The organism is Shewanella sp. SW1, from assembly GCF_025653545.1.
Lineage (GTDB): Bacteria > Pseudomonadota > Gammaproteobacteria > Enterobacterales > Shewanellaceae > Shewanella > Shewanella oncorhynchi.
Genome location: NZ_JAKKSG010000010.1, coordinates 96958 through 118612, shown reverse-complemented (window position 1 = coordinate 118612; position 21655 = coordinate 96958). Strand labels below are relative to the sequence as shown.

Annotated in this window: 16 protein-coding genes; 11 read left to right on the top strand and 5 right to left on the bottom strand. The window is 45.5% G+C overall.

The features are described 5' to 3' along the window. From L5M71_RS10830 to cmoA, 3 genes are all read right to left on the bottom strand, one after another. Positions 1–1863, bottom strand: a complete 1863-nt coding sequence (locus L5M71_RS10830) for a M3 family metallopeptidase (protein WP_263206732.1) — start codon at positions 1861–1863, stop codon at positions 1–3. A 295-nt stretch (positions 1864–2158) separates the two neighbouring features. Next, on the bottom strand, positions 2159–3151 hold the full coding sequence (cmoB, locus tag L5M71_RS10825) for a tRNA 5-methoxyuridine(34)/uridine 5-oxyacetic acid(34) synthase CmoB (protein ID WP_173496872.1): 993 nt from the start codon (positions 3149–3151) through the stop codon (positions 2159–2161). After that, complete coding sequence (gene cmoA, locus L5M71_RS10820) at positions 3148–3879, bottom strand: carboxy-S-adenosyl-L-methionine synthase CmoA (RefSeq protein WP_173496873.1); 732 nt, start codon at positions 3877–3879, stop codon at positions 3148–3150. Before cmoA ends, cmoB begins: the two co-directional genes overlap by 4 nt. Positions 3880–4029: 150 nt before the next feature. Here cmoA and L5M71_RS10815 point away from each other — a divergent pair, with 150 nt between their 5' ends. From L5M71_RS10815 to L5M71_RS10765, 11 genes are all read left to right on the top strand, one after another. Next, the gene (locus L5M71_RS10815; RefSeq protein ID WP_263206729.1) at positions 4030–6840 is read left to right on the top strand and encodes a transporter substrate-binding domain-containing protein; all 2811 of its coding nucleotides are present in this window, start codon (positions 4030–4032) and stop codon (positions 6838–6840) included. A gap of 184 nt (positions 6841–7024) precedes the next feature. Beyond that, positions 7025–8803 (top strand): aspartate--tRNA ligase, encoded by a 1779-nt coding sequence (aspS, locus tag L5M71_RS10810; protein ID WP_263206727.1) that lies wholly within the window; start codon positions 7025–7027, stop codon positions 8801–8803. Positions 8804–9116: 313 nt separating this feature from the next. Then, positions 9117–9863, top strand: coding sequence for a YebC/PmpR family DNA-binding transcriptional regulator (locus L5M71_RS10805; RefSeq protein ID WP_263206725.1), 747 nt, complete (start codon positions 9117–9119; stop codon positions 9861–9863). Positions 9864–9966: 103 nt separating this feature from the next. Then, entirely contained in the window at positions 9967–10488 is a 522-nt protein-coding gene (gene ruvC / locus L5M71_RS10800) for a crossover junction endodeoxyribonuclease RuvC (protein WP_006081743.1), read from the top strand. Continuing rightward, positions 10485–11102 (top strand): Holliday junction branch migration protein RuvA, encoded by a 618-nt coding sequence (gene ruvA / locus L5M71_RS10795; RefSeq protein ID WP_028759853.1) that lies wholly within the window; start codon positions 10485–10487, stop codon positions 11100–11102. The genes ruvC and ruvA overlap by 4 nt, the downstream gene beginning before the upstream one ends. 47 nt (positions 11103–11149) lie before the next feature. After that, on the top strand, positions 11150–12154 hold the full coding sequence (gene ruvB, locus L5M71_RS10790; RefSeq protein ID WP_263206723.1) for a Holliday junction branch migration DNA helicase RuvB: 1005 nt from the start codon (positions 11150–11152) through the stop codon (positions 12152–12154). A gap of 744 nt (positions 12155–12898) precedes the next feature. Then, positions 12899–15436, top strand: coding sequence for a TonB-dependent receptor plug domain-containing protein (locus tag L5M71_RS10785; protein WP_263206721.1), 2538 nt, complete (start codon positions 12899–12901; stop codon positions 15434–15436). A 223-nt stretch (positions 15437–15659) separates the two neighbouring features. Further along, on the top strand, positions 15660–16340 hold the full coding sequence (locus L5M71_RS10780) for a response regulator transcription factor (protein ID WP_263181359.1): 681 nt from the start codon (positions 15660–15662) through the stop codon (positions 16338–16340). Positions 16341–16565: 225 nt separating this feature from the next. Then, positions 16566–17693 carry a M14-type cytosolic carboxypeptidase gene (locus L5M71_RS10775; protein WP_105252564.1) on the top strand — a complete coding sequence of 376 codons (1128 nt, stop codon included), beginning with the start codon at positions 16566–16568 and terminating at the stop codon, positions 17691–17693. Positions 17694–17705: 12 nt separating this feature from the next. Continuing rightward, positions 17706–18023, top strand: coding sequence for a zinc ribbon domain-containing protein (locus tag L5M71_RS10770; RefSeq protein WP_219234123.1), 318 nt, complete (start codon positions 17706–17708; stop codon positions 18021–18023). Next, the gene (locus tag L5M71_RS10765; protein WP_113940384.1) at positions 18020–18301 is read left to right on the top strand and encodes a YeaC family protein; all 282 of its coding nucleotides are present in this window, start codon (positions 18020–18022) and stop codon (positions 18299–18301) included. The genes L5M71_RS10770 and L5M71_RS10765 overlap by 4 nt, the downstream gene beginning before the upstream one ends. Before the next feature lie 306 nt (positions 18302–18607). Here the strand turns inward: L5M71_RS10765 and ansA are convergent, their stop codons facing one another. Next, complete coding sequence (ansA, locus tag L5M71_RS10760) at positions 18608–19621, bottom strand: asparaginase (RefSeq protein ID WP_006086774.1); 1014 nt, start codon at positions 19619–19621, stop codon at positions 18608–18610. A 138-nt stretch (positions 19622–19759) separates the two neighbouring features. Next, positions 19760–21607, bottom strand: coding sequence for a signal peptide peptidase SppA (gene sppA, locus L5M71_RS10755; protein WP_263206719.1), 1848 nt, complete (start codon positions 21605–21607; stop codon positions 19760–19762). Positions 21608–21655: the final 48 nt, after the last annotated feature.

Sequence of the window (21655 nt, the reverse complement as noted above, 5' to 3'; positions counted from 1 at the left end):
TTAAAACGCACAAGAACCTGTTGCGTCGAAAGCTTGATTGTTGGAATTGTCAGCATGTTCTGAAGCGGCGCTATTTGAAATTCTTTGGATCAGTGCAGCACTATTAACGGGGGCGCCAATGACCACTTTTAATTGGTCACTGAAGCTTAAAGCGTCTTCATTGATGACTAATACATTGAATAATTTGAGTTTGTCTCGGCAGTTGAATGTGGATTGATCTATCAGCCTGGCTAGCGATGCTTGCCAGAGTGATTGGTAGTAGAGCGGTCCTTCGTTGGCGATAGCATTGAAGCTATAAGGATAATCCTGTGTTTGTGGCCAGTCTTGACCAAAGCTCGCATTAAACTCCGCACCGAGATCGGGGTAGACTTGTGCACTTGAGTTTTGGTAAAAGTTGACTGCAACCTTAGCGCGAAAGACTTTAAGCTGCTTCGAATAAGCTTTAGCCAGTGTTTCACGCTCCTGTAAATAGGTGTGCTCAAATTGCGGAAATAGTTGATGGCGTAGCACTTCAGCTAACCAGAGGCTCGCCACAAAATAGCTATCTTGACTCTGTCCCATGGCATTGTTGAGGTAGAAATGACTCGCTTTAGCAAGGGAAGTGACAGCCTCTGCGATGGATTCGGTTAATTGCTCAATGTCTTTGTAGTTACTCAGCTGTGGTTTGAGATCCAATGCTTGTTGTCCAAATTGCTGGCCGAGTACACTTTGACGCAATGTCTGCTGTTGACTACCTTGCTGTGGATTTGGGTTATACGCCACATAGATTTCACCTAACAATCTTTGCTGGTGGTAGACCCTGACGATATGTGGCCGATTGGGATCGGCAGGTATTTTATCGACCTTAGCGGTTTCTATGGTCTCAAACTGCAAACCAAACACTTGCAGATAAGTAAAGCTGCGACTCAAGACGTCAGAAGTTTGCCATGTCGGCCCCTTGGCTGATGCTTGTTGTGACAGGGTTCGTCCAATATCCCAGGGAGCCACTTGCAGATCTTGGGTTTGGCTATCAAGAAAAGCTTTGACTAATTCAGGGGACGATAACTGCTGCGAACTAAGCACTAATGCGCTGTAATCGGTAAAGCCTGCAGCAGTGGCGGCTTGTTGGCGCTGCTCAGCAATTCGCTCTAATGCCGTTTGATTGGTTTCACTGGCTCTGACTTGGTAGGCCTGCCATACATTTTGGCGACATACGGCGTTTTCCTGCGTCAGTAAGTAACTGACGATAGTGCCAGAAAAGTCGCTCTGCTTTGAATTGTCGGGCTTCGGCTCATCACTTTTATCACCTTTTTTATGCAGATGATGTTGCTGCTGAGTCGCTTCGGGTTGGCATTGGCTGTCATTGAAGGCAAGATTAAATTGCTGGCTGCCTAACCCTTGGCCTATGCTGGCTTGCGCTGTATGTAATTTCGCTTTTTCCTCGGCGCTCCAATGCTGTTGTAGTAACTGTTTAAGCTGTTGGCTCAGCAGTATTTGTTCTGCATTGCCTTGGGCTAAGGCGTAGGCGAGTTGGCTCAATTCAGTTTGGCTGAGAAGTTGCGATAGGGTGTCGGCGAGGTGTAGCTGGCATTGCAGTAGACCCTCGCGTTCCTCACTCGGTAAGTTAAACCCACGGTAATAGTTGAGCCTGTCGTTGATATTATTAAGCCCTAACATCTGTTGCTCAAAAATAAGCGCGCGCTGGGCCAAGGTTAATTCAGACGCAGTTAAACGCGCATTGGCGAACACAGTCGCGAGATCAATACTTGGCAAACGCAGGCATTGTTCAACTAAAAGGGGAACAGGGCTTGGCGCCGCATAGGCGGCATTCGTAACATAAAGGCTCAAGCCAAACAGGCTAACCAGTAAAGTGGGTTTTAACATGGGTAATGTGTTCTGCATCTGTGATGGAATGAGTTAACTTTGACTTAGTATCCAATTGAGTTAGCTTCAAGTCATTGTTATGCATGAAACCCTGTTCTGTTCTGGATGTCAACGATAAGGGTGGGAGTCGCAAATGTATTGCTATTCAAGGAAGGAGTTACACTGAGCTGCTGAACAACTACAGATTCCAGATGTACTAGAGGAATGGTGTTCTTTCTGCTTTTGATATCAGCCATCACCAACTCAAACCCTGAGGACGTAATGACTGATATTCGCTTACTTCAGACTGAAAAGGTTAGTTTAAATCCTGATTAGGCTGATTTTTCACCGCGATAATCGTGGCGCGTTTGGGCGCAGGATAACCTTCAACCGTTTTGGTGATGTCGTTAGGATCTAGGTATTCAACCAGTGATTCGTTGGGCATCCAGTCGGTACGGCGTTGCTCGGCAAGGGCAGTGACATCGGTATCGACACAACGGATATCAGTGAAATCACACTTTTTTAACCATAGCATGAGCGCGGCAACGGACGGAATGAACCATACATTATTCATTTTGCCATATCTATCTTGAGGCACGAGTACGGCATTTTCGTCGCCATCTATCACCAAGGTTTCTAGCACGAGCTCACCACCGGTGCGCAATTGATCACGCAGCTGTAACAAGTGATCGATAGGCGAACGTCTGTGATACAAAACACCCATGGAGAAAACCGTGTCAAATGCATCGAGCGGTGGCAGCTCTTCAATACCCAATGGTAACAGGTGTACAGGGTGATGTGTGCCCGCTAAACGTTTGACGGCTTCAAACTGACATAAAAACAACGGCGAAGGGTCGATACCGACGACACGTTTGGCACCTGAGCCCAACATGCGCCACATGTGATAACCACTGCCGCAACCGACATCGAGCACAGTGCGGTTTTTCAGCGGCGAAATATGTTGCTTAACGCGGTCCCATTTCCAGTCACTGCGCCATTCGGTATCGATGTGGATGCCATGAATGTGGAAGGGGCCTTTACGCCATGGCATAAACAAACGCAGCAGGTTTTCAAGCTTCTCTTTTTCGCCTGGGCTAAGTTGCTCGCCGCTACCGACGGTCACGCTATCAACAAAATCCACTTGGTCGGGTGCTTGATAGTGCAGCTTGTTGAGCACTTTTTCCCACTTTGGCAGGTTGCCGTGTTTATGTTCCCGTTGCCACTTGCCTAAAATGCTCGGCAGGGTTTCGAGCCAGTGCTGTAGATTCGAATCGGCGATTTGTTGGTAAAACGAGCTAAAGCTGATCACTTGATGGCCACCATAGAAGCAAAGTTAAAGCATTGGAACCAGAGACTAAAGTGACTAAAGCCTTGGCGGGTGAGTCGTTGTTGATGCGTGGTTAAGGTGTCGGGCTTCATGACATTTTCCAGCGCACTGCGTTTTTGGCTGATCTCAAGTTCGCTGTAACCATTAGCGCGTTTAAAGTCCAAATGTTGCTCTTCCAATAAGGTTTGGATAGGAGCATCTTCGAAGCGAATTTTTTCAGACAGCACTAAAAGTCCGCCGGGATTAAGACCCTGATAAATCTTGGCTATCAGGGTTTCTCTGTCTTCTGGCGGTAAAAACTGCAAGGTAAAGTTGAGTACCACCAATGACGCATTTTGAATATCGATATCGCGAATATCACCGCAAACCAGATCGACATCCGTATCGCTGACATAGGCATTCAGGTTCTCTTGGCAGCGTGCGACCATAGATTCACTGTTATCTACAGCAATAATGCGACATTGGCGGCCTTGGATTTGGCGACGAATACTTAAGGTCGCGGCACCGAGTGAGCAACCCAAATCGTAAATTTGAGTATTTGGCATGACGAAACGATCTGCAAAATCGCCTATGGTATTGATAATTTGCGTATATCCAGGCACTGAGCGGCGGATCATGTCACTGAAGACGCCTGCTACACGGTTATCAAACTGGAAATCGCTAATATGCTCGCTCGCTTGAGCGTAGATAGTGTCTTGAGAAACGTTCATCTGAGATTTTTCATGGGAATTCAACTGTGCATTTTAACGAATCAGAGCGATTAGCAGCAAGTCTCATGCTAGTAATTTGCGATAAATTTTTGTCTAATACTTAATAGATAACAAAATCGTTACATGTACATCAAGTACTAAGGGCTCAACTTGAAGTTTGTGATCCACTTAATTGTGATCTTGTGCAGCTGTTTTTTGAGCATAACGGGGCAGGCAAGTCCGTTGTCCTCTGAGCCATTAATCATCGTTATGGGTGAGGATAGCTTTCCCTATCAATATGTCGACAACGATGGCGAGCCGACTGGATTACTGGTTGATTTATGGAAAGAGTGGACTAAACAAAGCCATACCCAAGTCGTTTTTGTGGCGCGCCACTGGCACGAGTCCCTTGATCAACTGCGGCAAGGTAAGGCGCAAGTGCATATCGGCATGGGGAAAACCCCAGAGCGAGAGCAAGAATTTGATTTTGCAGTGCCCATTGCGGATGTGGGCACTTTTTTGTATTTGCATAAATCCTTGCAGGGCAAAAAATCCATCAAAGAACTGATCCCCTTTCAAATTGGTGTGGTAGCGGCTTCATCCCATGAAGCGGAATTACACCGTATCGAACCGCAGCTTGTGTTTAAACGCTACGAAAGTCGTGAGAAATTATTGGCTGGGGTCGCCGCGGGCGAGATCGTAGTCTTTGCGGGGTTAGAAGGCTATTTGAAAGATCCCGACTCATCCCAAGAGATTGCCGCAAACTTTCCCAATACTGCCCGCCTTCAAATTAAGGCGATGCAGTTTGTACCCGCAGTTCAAAAGGGCAATCTTGCATTAGTCGATAAAATCAATAAAGGTTTCACTGCGCTTGATGCGCACTTTATTCAGCAAACGGAGCGACGTTGGCTTGGCTATCAACGTCAACAAGCTGGGATTGTTATTTCGATGCAACTGGGCGCCGAGCCTTTTGTGGACTTAGGGGTCGATGGTTTACCCCATGGTTTGTATGTGGACATGTGGCAACTGTGGTCTGAGAAAACGGGTATTGCCGTTGATTTTATTTCTGGTGATATGAACTCCAGCGTGGACGATGTTCGTCGTGGTCTCGCCGATGCCCATATAGGTTATCCTGAAAGTGATGATGTTAAAACGGGCCTTACTCAGGCTTGGCATTTATATACAGTGAAGAGTCGACTCTTTCTCTATCAGCAACAGTTAACCGATTTAGACTGCTTAAAAGGTAAGCGTATTGGTGTGGTGCCGACAGCGCCTTATTTGGTGGATTTGCGTAAAGCATTACCCCAAGTGTCACTGCGTTATTACGACAGTATGGATGCCATGGTGGCGGGGGCGAGGTCTGGAGAAGTTGTCGGTTTTATCGCCGCGGGTGCATGGACATCCCATTATTTATTGCTCAATAAAGGCTGGTCTGACTTTAGCCAGTATCCTGATCTCGAATTTAGCACCAACATTTATGTGCTGACCCGTAGCGATGATGCTGGCCTTACACAGAGGATAGCCAATGGGTTTAACAGTATTAGCAATCAAGAATTTGCCGAGATTGAACATAAATGGATGCTCAATCCTAAAGATCATGTTTTTACCCAAGCTGAGCGTCATGTCAGCTTAAGCCCCGCTGAGCAGGCCTATGTGGAAAGCGTAGGCGAGCTCAAAGTCGGTTATCTAAAACAATGGCCACCGATGGAGTTTATGGATGAACAGGGTGAGTTTGCGGGGATCAATAGCGATATCGTCAAATTGCTCAAGGAACAACTCAAACTTAAGCTCACGCCCGTTGCCTTTGATGATTGGCATTCGTTAATCGAGGCGTTGCAAAAGGGCGAGGTGAGTTTAGCCGGCAGTGTCGCGCAAACGGCGGAGCGCCAGCAGCGTTTAGCGTTTAGTGAAGCCTATTGGCCATCGCCGTGGGCCTTAGTGTCGCAACTGGAACAAGTCTCGGTTTTTAATATTGCTCAGCTCGCAGGTCAAAGGGTGGCTGTGGTTGAGGGATATCATTTGGTGGCGCAATTGATGAGTCTGGAGCCTTCGCTCAAGTTAGTCATGGTGCCAAATACGCAGGCCGGATTAGCGGCCGTGACGAATGGCAATGCGGATGTGTTTATCGATAAAGTGGTGACTTTAGCTTCTGAGCTTAAAACCAGCCACTATCCGACACTGAAAATGTCGCTGCTCAGTGATCTCGCCGATCAACACAGTCATATTGGTGTTTATCCTCAATTTGCGCCGCTGGTGCCGTTGATTAACAAAGCTTTGGCTTTGGTTGATGCTCAACATCAGCAAAAAATATATACGCGCTGGGTGTCATTTTCTGTGGCGACAGAGAGTGCTAAATATCTGCAATGGCTGCGTTATATCGTGTTTGGCGTGATAATCTTGTGTTTAGTGATGGTGGCTGTGCTGTTAGTGAATCGTCGTTTAAATCGTGAGATCACCCAGCGATTGGTGGCTGAAAAACGTTTGCTGCATGTGGCTAATCATGATGCTTTAACTCAGTTGCCCAATCGTGCCTTACTTGATGACAGACTAACCCAAGCTTTGCTATCTCATCGCAGAGAACAGGCACATTTCGCTTTGTTATTCATCGATCTCGATGGGTTTAAACAAATCAATGACCAACACGGTCATCCCATTGGCGATGAATTACTGGTACTGGTCGCCCAAAAGTTAACCAAGGTTATCCGTGGATCAGATACCGTTGCGCGATTTGGCGGCGATGAGTTTGTTATCCTGCTAAATCGTGTGCAAGATCTCGATGCCGTTACCCAAGTTGCTGATAATATTCTACAGGCACTGTCGAGCCCTTTGCTTATTCAAGGCGTCAGTGTCAGCATAGCCGTTAGTATCGGCGTGGTGATTTACCCCCGCGATGGTGACACAGCGATAGGTTTGTTGAAAAAAGCCGATCAGCTGATGTACCAAGCAAAAAGTAGCGGCGGGCGTTGTTATCGCTCAGCTTGATGTTTTTTTGAACGCTCATGCTCAGATAGTGCGTTCGCCTCTAGTCAAGGGCGTAAAACTGTTTGATACTTCACCGCCTAAGTGTGAAGTACTTTGGTAATCGGCATTATTTTACTATAATGCCGCTTTTATCTCGTTTTGATTATTTCCAAAGCACCGGTTTCCGGATAAAGGATAGAGTTAGATGCGCAGTCATTATTGTGGAGACGTCAATAAGTCTCACGTTGGACAAGAAGTTACCTTGGTAGGTTGGGTTAATCGTAGCCGTGATTTGGGTGGCGTTGTCTTTTTAGATTTAAGAGACAGAGAAGGTCTCATCCAAGTGGTCTATGATCCAGACTTACCTGAGGTGTTCAATGTCGCCAGCACGCTGCGCGCCGAATTTTGCGTTCAGGTCAAAGGCTTAGTTCGTGCCCGTCCTGATAGCCAAGTCAATGGTCAAATGAAGACGGGTGAGATTGAAGTCTTAGGTCAAGCCTTGACGATTATCAACGCTGCCGATCCACTGCCATTGAGCATGGATAACTACCAGAACAACAGCGAAGAGCAACGTCTTAAGTATCGTTACTTAGATTTACGTCGTCCAGAAATGGCGCAGCGATTAATTTTCCGCGCTAAAGTGACCAGTTCTGTGCGTCGTTTCCTCGACTCAAACGGTTTCTTAGACATAGAAACACCGATCCTGACCAAGGCAACCCCAGAAGGTGCCCGCGATTATTTAGTACCAAGCCGTACTTATAAAGGTCAGTTCTTTGCCTTGCCACAATCACCACAGTTGTTTAAACAGTTGCTGATGATGTCAGGCTTTGATCGTTACTATCAAATCGTAAAATGCTTCCGTGATGAAGACTTACGTGCCGACCGTCAGCCAGAATTCACCCAAATCGATATCGAAACATCTTTCATGAGCTCTGAGCAAGTGATGGCGAAAACCGAAGAGATGATGCGTGGTCTGTTCCTTGAAATGCTGAACGTCGATCTCGGCGAGTTCCCGCGCATGACCTACAACGAAGCGATGCGTCGTTTCGGTTCAGATAAGCCAGATTTACGTAACCCATTAGAGCTGGTGGACATTGCCGATTTACTCAAAGAAGTCGAATTTGCGGTATTCTCTGGTCCTGCGAACGATGAAGAAGGCCGTGTTGCTGCACTGCGTATTCCGGGCGGCGCTGCGCTGTCTCGTAAGCGAATCGATGATTACACTAAATTTGTTGGCATCTATGGTGCTAAAGGCTTAGCGTGGATGAAGATTAATGACCTAAGCCTTGGCTTAGAAGGCATTCAATCACCTGTGCTAAAATTCTTAAACGAAAGCATAGTCAATGAAATCGTGAGCCGCACTGGCGCGCAAACTGGTGACATTATCCTGTTTGGTGCTGACCAAGCGACAGTGGTTGCCGAATCTATGGGCGCACTGCGTCTTAAAGCGGGCGAAGATTTCAGCTTATTGCAAGGTGAATGGCGTCCACTTTGGGTAGTTGACTTCCCAATGTTTGAGAAAATCAACGGCAACTTCCACGCGGTTCACCATCCGTTCACCGCACCGCGCGGCGTAACGGCAGCTGAACTTGAAGCTAACCCAGCAAATCGCGTTTCTGATGCTTACGATATGGTATTAAACGGCTGCGAATTAGGCGGTGGTTCAGTGCGTATCCACAACCAAGAAATGCAGTCTGCGGTATTCCGTATTCTGGGTATTACTGACGATGAAGCTAAAGAGAAATTCGGCTTCCTGTTAGAAGCGCTGCGTTACGGCACACCGCCACATGCAGGTTTAGCGTTTGGTTTAGACCGCATCATCATGCTGATGACGGGCGCTAGCTCAATCCGCGATGTGATGGCGTTCCCGAAAACCACCACTGCAGCTTGTCCGTTAACTAACGCGCCTGGTTTTGCCAATCCGCAGCAGTTAGCTGAACTGGGTATTGCCGTGGTTGAGAAAGCCGTTAAAACGGAAGACTGATCTTTTGTAAGAGGGCTTTGTAAGGCGACTTTTGTAAATCGACCTTATTCAAATCGACATTATGTAAATCGTTTTAGTGTAACTCGTTTTAGTGTAAGTCGATTTTGGTTAACCCTTGTCAGTTATTTTTAGTCGTACCGAAAACCGAGGCATGAGCCTCGGTTTGTTTTAGTGAACCGTCATTCCACCGCTTATCAATATCTGTTAGTTCAATCCTTTAAGTAAATAGCCGTTATTTAGTCTTATTCCACCTTCGGCTCTTGATAAGCTTTGCGATGGCACCTAGATGATACCTAAGTAGAGGAGACTTCCCATGGCAGGTCACAGTAAATGGGCCAACATTAAGCACCGTAAAGCGGCTCAAGATGCTAAACGCGGTAAACTCTTTACTAAATTCATTCGCGAGTTAACCGTTGCAGCCCGTGAAGGTGGCTCAGATCCCGACTCTAATCCACGATTACGTGTCGCCATCGATAAAGCCCTCGGTGGCAATATGACCCGAGACACGGTTGAGCGTGCGATTAAACGCGGCGCCGGTGAATTAGAAGGCCAGCAACTCGAAACCATTCTCTATGAAGGTTATGGCCCAGGCGGCACCGCTGTGATGGTTGAAACCATGACGGACAATCGTAATCGTACTGTGAGTGGTGTACGTAATGCGTTTAGTAAATCGGGCGGTAACTTAGGCACGGATGGGTCGGTTTCTTATCTGTTCACTAAGCGTGGGGTGTTATCCTATGCGCCGGGAACCGATGAAGATGCATTAATGGAAGCGGCGCTTGAAGCGGGCGCGGAAGATATTGTCAGCTATGATGATGGTGCTGTGGATGTGTTTACCGATCCTGTTGATTTCTATACGGTGAAAGAGGCGCTCGATAAAGCCCATTTTGTGGCGGATAATGCCGAAATCGCGATGATAGCCTCGACGAAAGCTGAGCTTGATCTAGACACCGCCGAAAAATTTATGCGCCTTATCGACACCCTTGAAGATCACGATGATGTGCAAGAGGTGTATCATAATGCGGAAATCTCCGATGATGTGATGGCAAGCCTAGGCTAGATTGACTGTTAGCTGAATTAGGGCGTCAATTGATGCCAATTTTAGCTCGCAAACGCTAACGTAGGAACAGGGACGCAAATGTAGATCCCCTATAAGGTATTTAATGGCAATTATTTTAGGTGTTGACCCAGGTTCACGGATCACAGGCTACGGCGTGATCCAATGTCAGGGACGGCATCAGATTTACCTCGGCAGTGGTTGTATTCGCACTTCGTCTGAAGAGCTGCCTGGCAGGCTCAAGCAAATATTTGATGGGATCACTGAGATTATTCGTCAGTATCAACCGGACGAATTTGCGATTGAGCGCGTATTTATGGCAAAAAATGCCGATTCTGCGCTCAAGTTAGGCCAAGCACGCGGCGCGGCCATTGTTGCTGCCACAGTCGCCAATTTACCTGTGGCCGAATACAGTGCGACTCAAATTAAGAGCGCCGTCGTGGGTACGGGGCGAGCGCAGAAAGCCCAAGTACAACACATGATCCAACAACTACTTAAATTACCCGCAGCCCCACAAGCTGACGCCGCAGATGCACTCGGAGTTGCTGTGTGTCATTATCACACCAGCCAGAGTTTAATTGCATTGAGTGGCCGGGCAACGGCAAGAACATACGGACGGTACAGATGATAGGTCGTTTACGGGGCGTGCTCGTTGAGAAACAAGCACCAGAAATTTTGATCGATGTTAACGGTGTTGGTTACGAGTTGCAGATGCCGCTTACTAGCTTTTATGAGCTGCCTGAAGTTAATCATGAAACTATGGTCTACACCCACTTTGTGGTTCGTGAAGATGCACAACTACTCTATGGTTTTATCACTAAGCAGGAAAGGGCGTTATTTCGCTTACTGATCAAGACCAATGGTGTCGGTCCCAAGCTCGCACTGACTATTTTATCAGGCATGACTGCCGCAGAATTTGTGGGTTGCGTTGAGCGCGATGACATAGTGACTTTAGTGAAATTACCGGGTGTCGGCAAGAAGACCGCCGAGCGGTTACTGGTAGAAATGCGCGATAAGCTCAAGAGCTTGATGGAAGCCTCAGCAGGCTCAGAGCGTGAGTTCGTGCTGCAATCCAATTACTCACCCGCACCGACAGTCAATAGCGCCGAAGAAGATGCTATTTCAGCTTTAATTTCATTGGGTTATAAACCACCGCAGGCGAGCAAATCGGTTTCTGCAGCCTACAAAGAGGGCATGGATTCAGAAACCCTGATCAAAGCCGCCCTTAAATCGATGCTTTAATTGAACAATGATGATAATTAAGATGAAAGCTGCGATAAGGAATAATAATGATTGAGGCAGACAGACTCATCCAGCCGCAGATCCAAGCTCAAGATGAATCCATCGACAGGGCGATGCGCCCTAAAATGCTCGATGAATACACGGGTCAAGATGACACTCGGGCACAGCTTAAGGTGTTTATTCAAGCGGCAAAGAATCGTAATGAAGCCTTAGATCATATGTTGATTTACGGTCCGCCGGGATTGGGTAAAACCACCTTAGCCATGATTGTTGCGAACGAGATGGGGGTGAACATTAAATCCACCTCGGGGCCTGTGCTGGAAAAAGCGGGCGATCTCGCCGCGCTTTTGACCAATCTCGAATCCGGTGATGTGTTATTCATCGATGAAATCCACCGATTAAGCCCTGTGGTGGAGGAGATTTTGTATCCGGCGATGGAAGATTATCAGCTGGATATCATGATAGGTGAAGGGCCGGCAGCGCGTTCCATCAAACTCGATTTACCGCCGTTCACTCTAGTGGGGGCGACAACACGGGCAGGGGCTTTGACTTCACCACTTCGGGCGCGTTTTGGGATCCCGCTACGGCTTGAATTCTATAATATCAAAGATTTAAGCACCATAGTCACGCGTTCGGCGCATGTGATGGAACTGGATATAGATGCTGAAGGTGCATTTGAAATCGCACGCCGTTCCCGCGGCACACCGCGAATAGCTAACCGATTGCTGCGCCGCGTGCGGGATTACGCGCAGGTGAAGCATGATGGCGCTGTCACTAAGTTTGTTGCCGACCATGCACTAGACATGCTGGATGTCGATAATGAAGGTTTCGATTACATGGACCGCAAGTTACTACTCGCCATTATCGATAAGTTTATGGGTGGCCCAGTTGGACTCGATAACTTAGCAGCAGCCATAGGCGAAGAACGCGAAACTATTGAAGATGTGCTAGAGCCCTTTTTGATCCAGCAAGGCTTTATCCAACGCACGCCCCGCGGCCGTATTGCAACCGCACGGGCATATCAACATTTTGAGTTGATCAAACCCGAGTAATCATCATTTTGATGATACAGACTCTAAGAGGCGACCTAAGTGGTCGCTTTTTTTATGGAGAAAATTTGCCCTTGAATGTGGTCGTATGAGGTGTAAGCCATTTATTTAAGAATAAGAAATAGGGAGTGTTTAGAGGGATTGGAAGCTAATACTTATATTCAAAATTAATAAGCTAGATCAGTAACAAATAGTCATTTCAAAGGCGTGCAGAATCATTTGCACCTTAATTGTTAAACCATAAATTTAGGTGTTGTTAAAATGCATAATTAGCACAATTGATACATAGTGTATCTCTGTTTTAATGCAATTTATCTATGTTTATCGGTATTTTAGCGCTTTGGCTATCGGTGGATATTGCTAGATATGCAGATTTAACAATAGTTAATCAATACGATGTTCTTTTAGGTTGCTTTGGTAAATATCTAAAAGTGTGATATTGGTCACATTTTTAAATGTGCAAAATGTTGCATTTATGTTTCTTATTAACAGTCTTAAAATCTGCTTAATATCAGACTGTTGGTGATTAACTCTGCATTGGTGTGATTAATAAGGGTATTGAAAAATAATGGCCAAATTAATTAACTAAATAAATCAAAATAATTAACAATATGTTTTTATTGGTTAAAATTTTGAGCATTGACGGAGTTAAAGTGAATCCTCAGTATCAGGTGCAACACTAGTACAGCAATAGCTGTACAAGCTGTAAGCATAAAAATAATAGTAAGATCTAGGGAGCATTCATACATGATCAAAAGAACTAAAGTAGCGTCAGCTATTAACTTAGCTATCGTTGCATCTATCACTACTGGTGCATTTGTTACGTCAAGCGCATTTGCTGCTGAAGAAAAAGCAAAAGTTGAACGTATTGAAGTGACAGGTTCACGCATTCAACGCCAAGATATGGAAACAGCATCTCCTGTGACCGTTATTGATGCTGCTGCGATTAAAGCGGAAGGTTTTACTTCTGTTGACCAAATGCTGCAAGTACAGACTTCGATGGCGGGTGCGGCAATTGGTTCAACAACAAACAACGGGGCTGACGGTGTTGCCCAAGTTGACTTACGTGGTATGGGTTCACAACGTACGCTTGTGTTATTGAATGGTCGCCGCATGGTTAACTCAGGTTCTGGCGCTGATAGTGCAGTGGATCTGAACTCGATTCCAGTCGCTATGATTGCGCGTGTTGAAATTCTGAAAGACGGCGCATCAGCGGTTTACGGTTCTGATGCGATTGCTGGTGTAGTGAATATTATCACTAAGAAAGACTTTGAAGGTTTCCAGCTCGATTTTAACGGTAGTGGCACTGACAAGGGTGACGGTAAAAATGGCGACGTAAGTGCACTATACGGTTTCAATACCGATGGTGGTAATTACACCTTTGGTGCTGCTTTTTCTGACCGTCGTGGCGTGATCCAAGGTGACCGTGATTGGACTGAACCTGGTGCAAGTTCATTTATCCCTGAAGGTACTTTAGGCGGCAAGATTAAAGATGCCAATGGCAACTGGGTAGACCGTTCATACGGTTATGATTTTACCCAAGATAGTTACTATCAAACACCAAGTGAACGTCGTAGTTTATTTGCAAACATGACTCAAGAGCTAGGTAACGATGTTGTATTAACAGCAGATGCTATTTATACCAACCGTCGATCTAACCAGCAAATGGCTGCTCAACCTGCTGACATTATGCTAAATGTTTGTGGCGCGGCGGGCGTTCCAGCCGGAGCTCCATGTGTAACGCTTGATAGCGGCATGATCGCAGCAGGTATTAAAGCCGATGATAAGGGTTTAGTTAACTATCGTCGCCGGACTAACGATGTAGGTCCTCGTATTTATACTCAGGATACTGATACTTGGCGTTTATCAGGTGGTTTAGCGGGCACCTTAGATGTTCATACTGGTATGAACTGGGATGTAACCTACACCTATGGTAAAAACCAAGCTAAAACTGCAGTAGATAATTCTATTAATGCATCAGATATGCTTGATTCGATCTATGCAAATCCTAATGCATGGTTTAGTGGCACCCCATTAACACAGCAAATGATTAACGAAATCGGTTATTCAGAGCAAGCAAATGGTGGTAATGAGCAACAAACACTTTCTGCTGGTTTAAATGGCGAATTGTTTGATTTAAAAGCAGGTGCCGTTGGTTTTGCGATTGGTGCAGAATACCGTCGTGAAAGTGGTTTTTATAATCCTGATCCTGTAGTTGTTGCTGGTGAAAGTACTGCTGCTCAACAAGACCCTACAGATGGTAATTATAACGTTATTTCTATTTTCCAAGAAGTAAGTGTGCCTTTCACTGAGAAATTAACGGGTGAATTTGCGCTACGTTTAGATGATTACTCTACTTTTGGTAAAGCAACCACTTGGAAGATTGGCTTAACTTATGCAGCAACGGATGAGTTAATGGTTCGTGGTGTAGCGGCTACTGGTTTCCGTGCTCCAAGTGTTGCTGAATTGTATGGTGGTAACTCAGGTTCGTTTGATTATTTAGATGATCCATGGGGCAATGCTCAAGATCCACAAATTTTAGTAAATCGTACATCAGATCCAGATTTAAAGCCTGAAGAATCAGAGTCTTATACGGCTGGTTTAGTGTATTCGCCAAGCTATCTTGATGGTATGTCTGTGACTTTGGATTACTGGAGTTTCAAAGTTGATAACGCGATTGCGCGTATGGACACTCAAGCAGGTCTAGATGCATGTCATAGATTCCAAGTAGATGGCGATGCAACAGGTGCAGCATCTTGTGAAATTTTCAATATCGGCGCTAATGGCGATTTAGATAATTTAACGAATGCTTTAACTAACGTGGGTACACAAGACACGAGTGGTGTAGATTTCAACTTAGCCTACAGCTTTGAGCTTATTGGTTTAGATTGGAAACTAAACAATGACACAACTTACTTAGTTAACTTCGAGCAGGATGGTGAAAGCTATACTGGTACTATTGATGGTAACTTTGGTGCTTATGCTCGAGTTCGTAACAACTTTAGCTTGTCAGCAGGTCAAGATGATTGGAGTGTTATGTACTTCAATCGTTATATCGGCGGAATGACAGATCTAGCTCAAGGTACTGATGTAGACTCAATTTTGTACCATAACATTTCTGGTACTTATCATATTAATGATATGACGACTGTCAGTTTAGGCGTTAAGAATTTCACTGATGAAAAACCAGTTACTGTTTCTAACGGTAGCGATGGTGGTACAGTTCCACAAGTATATGACACAGTCGGCCGCGTGATTTACGGTGGTGTAACTGTTAAATTCTAAGCTAAGTTCAGACTCTTAGTTTCTAAAAAGCGCCTTAGGGCGCTTTTTTATTGGGAGTTTACGAGATGAATTTAGAGTCGCTAATCATCCGTTGATTGGTTGTTAATATCGTATTTTGTTCACAGTTTTCAACATCACACTTCTTAACTAATGTAATAGCGCTAGAGTCATCCCGATTCGCATGGTAATATAAATGATATAGATTCTCGTTTGGGCTTTAAGGATGAGTAAAATACTCTTGGTCGATGATGATCCATTGTTTAGCGTTTGGTTAGCTGATGCCCTATGTACGCAAGGGCATGAGGTTAAGTGTGCGATTAATGGCATAGAGGGTCTGGCATGCATTGAAAGTTTTGCTCCAGACATCATAGTGCTTGATTTAGTGATGCCACAGATGAATGGATTTGAGTTGCTAAAAGCGCGTGAATGTTCAACGCCGGTACTGATGATCTCAGCACGTGATAATGAAGATGATCGCATCACTGGTTATGAATTGGGAGCAGATGATTTTCTGAGTAAGCCGTTTAGCATAAAAGAGATTTTTGTCCGCTTACGAGCTTTAGAGCGGCGTCTCTGTGCCGGTCACTCTCACTCGCCGCAAATGGCGACTGTGGCGGCTAAAGTGATTAACTTCGATGAAATGAGTTATAGGATCACTATTGGCACCCGCTATGTCGATTTGACCCAAACCGAGTTTAAATTATTTAAATATCTTTTTGAAAGAAAAGGCCAAGTCATCACTAAGCAAGAGTTGCAGCGCTCAGTGCTACAGAAAGATTTGGGCCGATTTGACCGTAATCTGGACATGCACATTAGTAACACTCGCCGTAAGCTAGCCAATATCAGCTTGCCGCGTAATTTGATAAATACGGTACGAGGCCAAGGTTATAGTTTTATGGTCTAATATCTTCATGAATTTATAGCGAAAGGCTCATTTCTTGTGGATTTTAGGCGTGTTAACTGGTTAATTAAAGGTCGATTGCAAGTGTCTTGACTGAATTTAATGGCTTTCGTTTTCCCCTTGGGATGTTTTGGTTTATTCTATCGGCCATATAATAAAATGTGCCGTGTGATATCTATCGCACGCCATTAAATTGCCCTTAGTTTTAACAACCTATTAGGAATCATTATGCGGATCAGTGCCAACTTTGATGGCGGAAATATCCAAGTCGTCAATCTTGATAATAAAGACGATATTCAACTTGCTATCCGCCCTGATGCGGGTGGTGAGTTTTATCAATGGTTCAATTTTCGATTTGAAGGTGAAGTGGGTAACCATTACACCTTGAATATTATCAATGCGGGAACCGCTTCTTATACCAAGGGATGGGAAGATTATCAGGCGGTGGCCAGTTATGATCGCCAGCATTGGTTCCGTATTCCGACTCAATATCAAGACGGTAAACTGAGCATTAGCATAGAGTTAGATTGCGATGCCATTCAAATCGCTTACTTTGCACCCTACAGCTATGAGCGTCATTTAGATTTACTCAGCGGCGCCCAGTTACACCCAGATGTCAATTTAGAGCATTTAGGTCTGACCTTAGATGGCCGCGATATTACTCTGATGAAAGTAGGGAATGGCGATCCTTCTAAACGCAATATTTGGATCACCGCCAGACAACATCCGGGTGAAACGATGGCTGAATGGTTAGTTGAAGGTCTAGTGAATCGTTTACTCGATAATGACTGTCCCACGGCAAAAGCACTGCTTGATAAGGCCAATTTTTATATAGTGCCCAACATGAATCCCGATGGCAGTGTCAGAGGTCATCTGCGCACTAACGCGATTGGGATTAATCTAAACCGCGAGTGGCAAACACCGAGTTTAGAAAAAAGCCCTGAGGTATATCACGTCGTCAACAAGATGCAGCAAACGGGTGTTGACCTGTTTTATGATGTGCATGGTGATGAAGGCTTACCTTATGTGTTTCTAGCGGGTTGTGAAGGCGTCCCCGCTTACAATGATAAACTGGCGCAGCTGCAAGCGGACTTTAGTCAAGCATTGACCTTAGCCAGTGCCGATTTTCAAACTCAGTATGGGTATGATAAAGATGAGCCCGGCCAAGCGAATTTGACCGTAGCGTCTAATTGGGTTGCCCAGACCTTCAAGTGTTTATCAAATACCCTTGAGATGCCATTTAAAGACAATAACAATCTGGCCGATCCTTTTGTGGGTTGGTCACCAGAACGCAGTATTTATTTAGGTGAAGCATCGCTGATTGCCATGCTCGCCGTTGTTGATAAGTTACGTTAGGGCGAGGCTGATATGGCATTAATTGAATGTCCGGTGTGTCGTAAACGTATGTCGAGCAAAGCGCCTTCATGCCCCCATTGCCAAGCAAAAACCGATGGCGACAATGAGTCCTTATCGCGCATTAGCCATATTCAAAAGTCCAGCAGCTTAATGAATCAGAGTTTCGTTGCTATGACCTTGTTCATTGCTGGTGTGGTGATTTGGTTTTGGGGTGGGGAACCCGCTGAAGGTATGCGTGCGAATATCGCCGGAATATGCTTTGTGTTTGGTTTTGTAGGTTATCTCGTAACACGAGTCAGAATCGTGTTACATAAGCGGAAAAGTGTATGACGGATATCAATCAAGTGATCGACCAAATGCCCGTTGAAGTCTATGAAAGGCTTCGCAGTGCTGCAGAGCTGGGTAAGTGGGAGGATGGTACTGTGTTGAGTGAGACTCAGCGTGAATCGACTCTGCAGGTGGTGATGTTGTATCAAGCACGTAAGCTTGAGCAAACAGAGCATTTCACTATTGCATCTGACGGTAAAATTAATGAGCTGTCTAAGGCCGAGCTGAAAAAGCAATTCCGTGGTGAGCCAATTGCCGGCTTTAAAGCGCAGGATTTATAATTTCTGACTGGCCGCACTGATTGGCATGTAAGGGGTGTTTTATTATAGGTATTAGGCGTAAGTCTGAGGTTGGCAAGGGGATTGGCATTTTATCTTTTGTTAGTGATATCAAGACTAACATTGATTTGATATCAAATAACTTCAATGCAAATCTTGGTCCGCAAAAGTCTTAAAATAAATATTCATTTAGTGCTGTTTAGTCTGAGCTGAAATCTAGTCTGAGTTTAAATCAAAAAAGCCCATCAAATATGGGCTTTTTTTGTTGCTAGCGTTTGAGGGCAACAAACAGATTAAAAGACACTATCTTTAATCTATGCTCAGTTCACCGACTAGATTTTGTAACATGGCCGCTTTTATCTCAGCTGGTTGCAAATTTTTAGATAGCAAATAATGCAGTTTTGCTAAGGCTGCTTCTATAGTCATATCGGCGCCACTGATCACGCCTGCTTTGGCTAATGCATTGCCTGTGGCGTAGCCGCCCATATTCACCTTACCTTGGAAACATTGGGTTAGATTCACCAGCACTATGCCACGTTCATCTGCTTGCCTTAAGGTTTTGAGTAAGGCGGCATCCTGCGGCGCGTTACCCACACCAAATGTCAGTAGTATGAGGGCTTTAACTGGCTGCTGCAGAATGTTCTCAAAAATCTGTGTTGAGATCCCTGGATACAAGGTCACCACACCCACAGGCTGCGGACTGATATGCGCCACTTCCAATGGGGTATCGTTGGCGACGGTGATCTTGCCTGCGCGCAGATTGATTTTGATCCCAGCCTCAAGCAGTAGCGGGAAGTTGGGTGAGGCGAAAGCATCGAAGCCGTCGGCGTGGGCCTTAGTCGAGCGATTACCTCTAAAGAGTTTGTTATTGAAGAATAAACACACTTCAGCGACTGGATAATTCGCCGCAATATAGAGTGAGTTCAATAAATTAGTTTGGCCGTCTGAGCGCAACTGTGCGAGGGGAATTTGCGAGCCCGTCACTATCACAGGTTTTGATAAGCCTTGCAGCATAAACGACAGTGCCGAAGCCGTGTACGCCATGGTATCTGTGCCGTGAAGGATTACAAAGCCATCGTACTTATCGTAATTGGCTTGTATATCGTCGGCGATCATCTGCCAATCGGTTGGCGCCATATTGGAAGAGTCGATAAGCGGGCAGTATTCGTGGATCACAAATGTCGGCATTTCTTCATGGTAAAACTCAGGCATAGATTGCACGCACTGAGTCAGGAATCCCGCGACGGGGACAAAGCCGTTATCGGTCTTTTGCATACCGATGGTGCCGCCAGTATAGGCAACATAAATGGAGCGTTTAGTCATTCTTGTCGTTTTCTTTAGCTTCAAGTGGCCGAATTATACGATTTTACTGACATAAACCCAATAAAAAAGCCCGGAGATCCGGGCTTTGTCTTTGTCATCATCTTGAAGTTGCGAGCTGCAACCTAGACGCTAGCAGATTTAGTTCATCATATTGCAAGTATCACAGTAGATGTAGACGTTATTTGGATCATCAAAAGAGGTTAACGTTTTCAAACTGCTAGTCCACTGTTGTAGCATTTGCTCTAACATCGATGACTGACTTAGTGAGGCGGGCAGGTAGCTCGATACTGAGGCAAACATCTGCTGCATGAATTTTTGTTCGGGTGTCAGCTCTTGCTCGATGACGCGGGTATCAAATAGCGTCATATCCGCGAGTTTAGCGGCTTTAGCAATCGCCTCATCTAAATCACCCAGTTCATCGACTAAGCCAAGCTCAAGAGCCTTTTTACCGCTCCACACACGGCCTTGAGCAATCTTATCGACTTCTTCTATGGTCATCTTACGTTCTTTGGCGACCAGGGAGATAAAGTCTGAATAGCCGCGTTCAATATGACGTTGGATAATCGCTTCAATCTGAGGGGAAAGTGTGCGGGTAATAGATAATCCTGCCCATTCTGAGGTCGATACGCCATCGGTATGCACGCCTATACTGGCCAATGAATCTTCAAAGGTAGTGATCATGCCAAAGATCCCAATCGAACCCGTGAGCGTCGTTGGCGTTGCGAAGATATAGTCGGCACTGGCTGAAATCCAGTAACCACCGGATGCGGCTAAACTGCCCATGCTCACAACCACGGGCTTACCCGCTGCTTTAAGTGCCAGTAATTCTTGACGAATTTGCTCAGAGGCAAAGGCGCTACCGCCAGGGCTATCAACACGTAATACTAAGGCTTTAATGTGCTTATCAAAACGTGCCTTACGTAGCAGTTCGGCGGTGCTTTCGCCGCCAATTTGGCCCGCAGGTTGAGTGCCGTTCAAAATTGTGCCACTTGCCACAATAATACCAACACTGTCTTGCTCTACAAAGCTGGGTAATGGCGTCACTAAGGTTAAGTAATCATAAAAACTGACTTGCTTGAAACTGTCACCACTGCTGGCTTTTCCTACGGTTTCTAGCATGGTTTTACGAAAATCTTCTGTGGTCGCTAGGTTATCAACCCATTTCATGTTGATTGCCATTGTGGCTGAATCGCCATTGGCTTTATCGAGCTCTGCCAAATAAGTGGTTGCGTCGGGCACCAGAGAATTCGGTTCGATATTACGATTGCCTGCAACCGTTTGTGTGTAGCTTTGCCATACATCGGCTAACAGTGCACTACTGGCTTCCCGCGCAGCATCTGACATATTGTCACGTATGTAGGGTTCAACCGCAGATTTAAAGGTCCCCACGCGGAAAATATGCGCTTTGACTTTGAGTTTTTCTAAGGCCGATTTGAAATATTGGTTGTACATACCCAGGCCATCAAGCGAGACACCGCCTTGGGGATTGAGGTAAATGGTGTCGGCAAAACTGGCGAGGAAATATTGATTTTGCTCGTAGTAGTTGCCGATGGCGATGACTTTTTTACCGCTCTCTTTAAAGCGATTGAGTGCATTTCCGATAGATTGTAGTTTGCTGATCCCAGCACGTTTAAGATCGACCAGATCGAGCACTAGTACGCTAATACGTTGATCTTGCGCTGCACTGTCAATGACATAAAGCACATCGGCGAGTAGGATTTCACCATCGGCGTTGGCATTTTGGCCTTGTTTGAATGCGGCTTCTAAGGGATCGACTTGTTGTTTCTGATCGACAATAGAGCCTGCTAAATTAAGCACCAGTGCCGAATTATCTTCAACTTGGATATCTTCGCTACTGCCAATGGAGATAATGATCGCGGCTAAGAGTCCAAAAAAGATTAGATTGAGGATGAGTTTACGCGTCCCGTTCAGGGTGTGCCAAATAAACAAACATATTCTCTTGAAAAACGATGGGTTAGCGGACATCTGCCACTCCTTTATAAGTCCAATCTGCCAATGCTAACTGAAAATGGC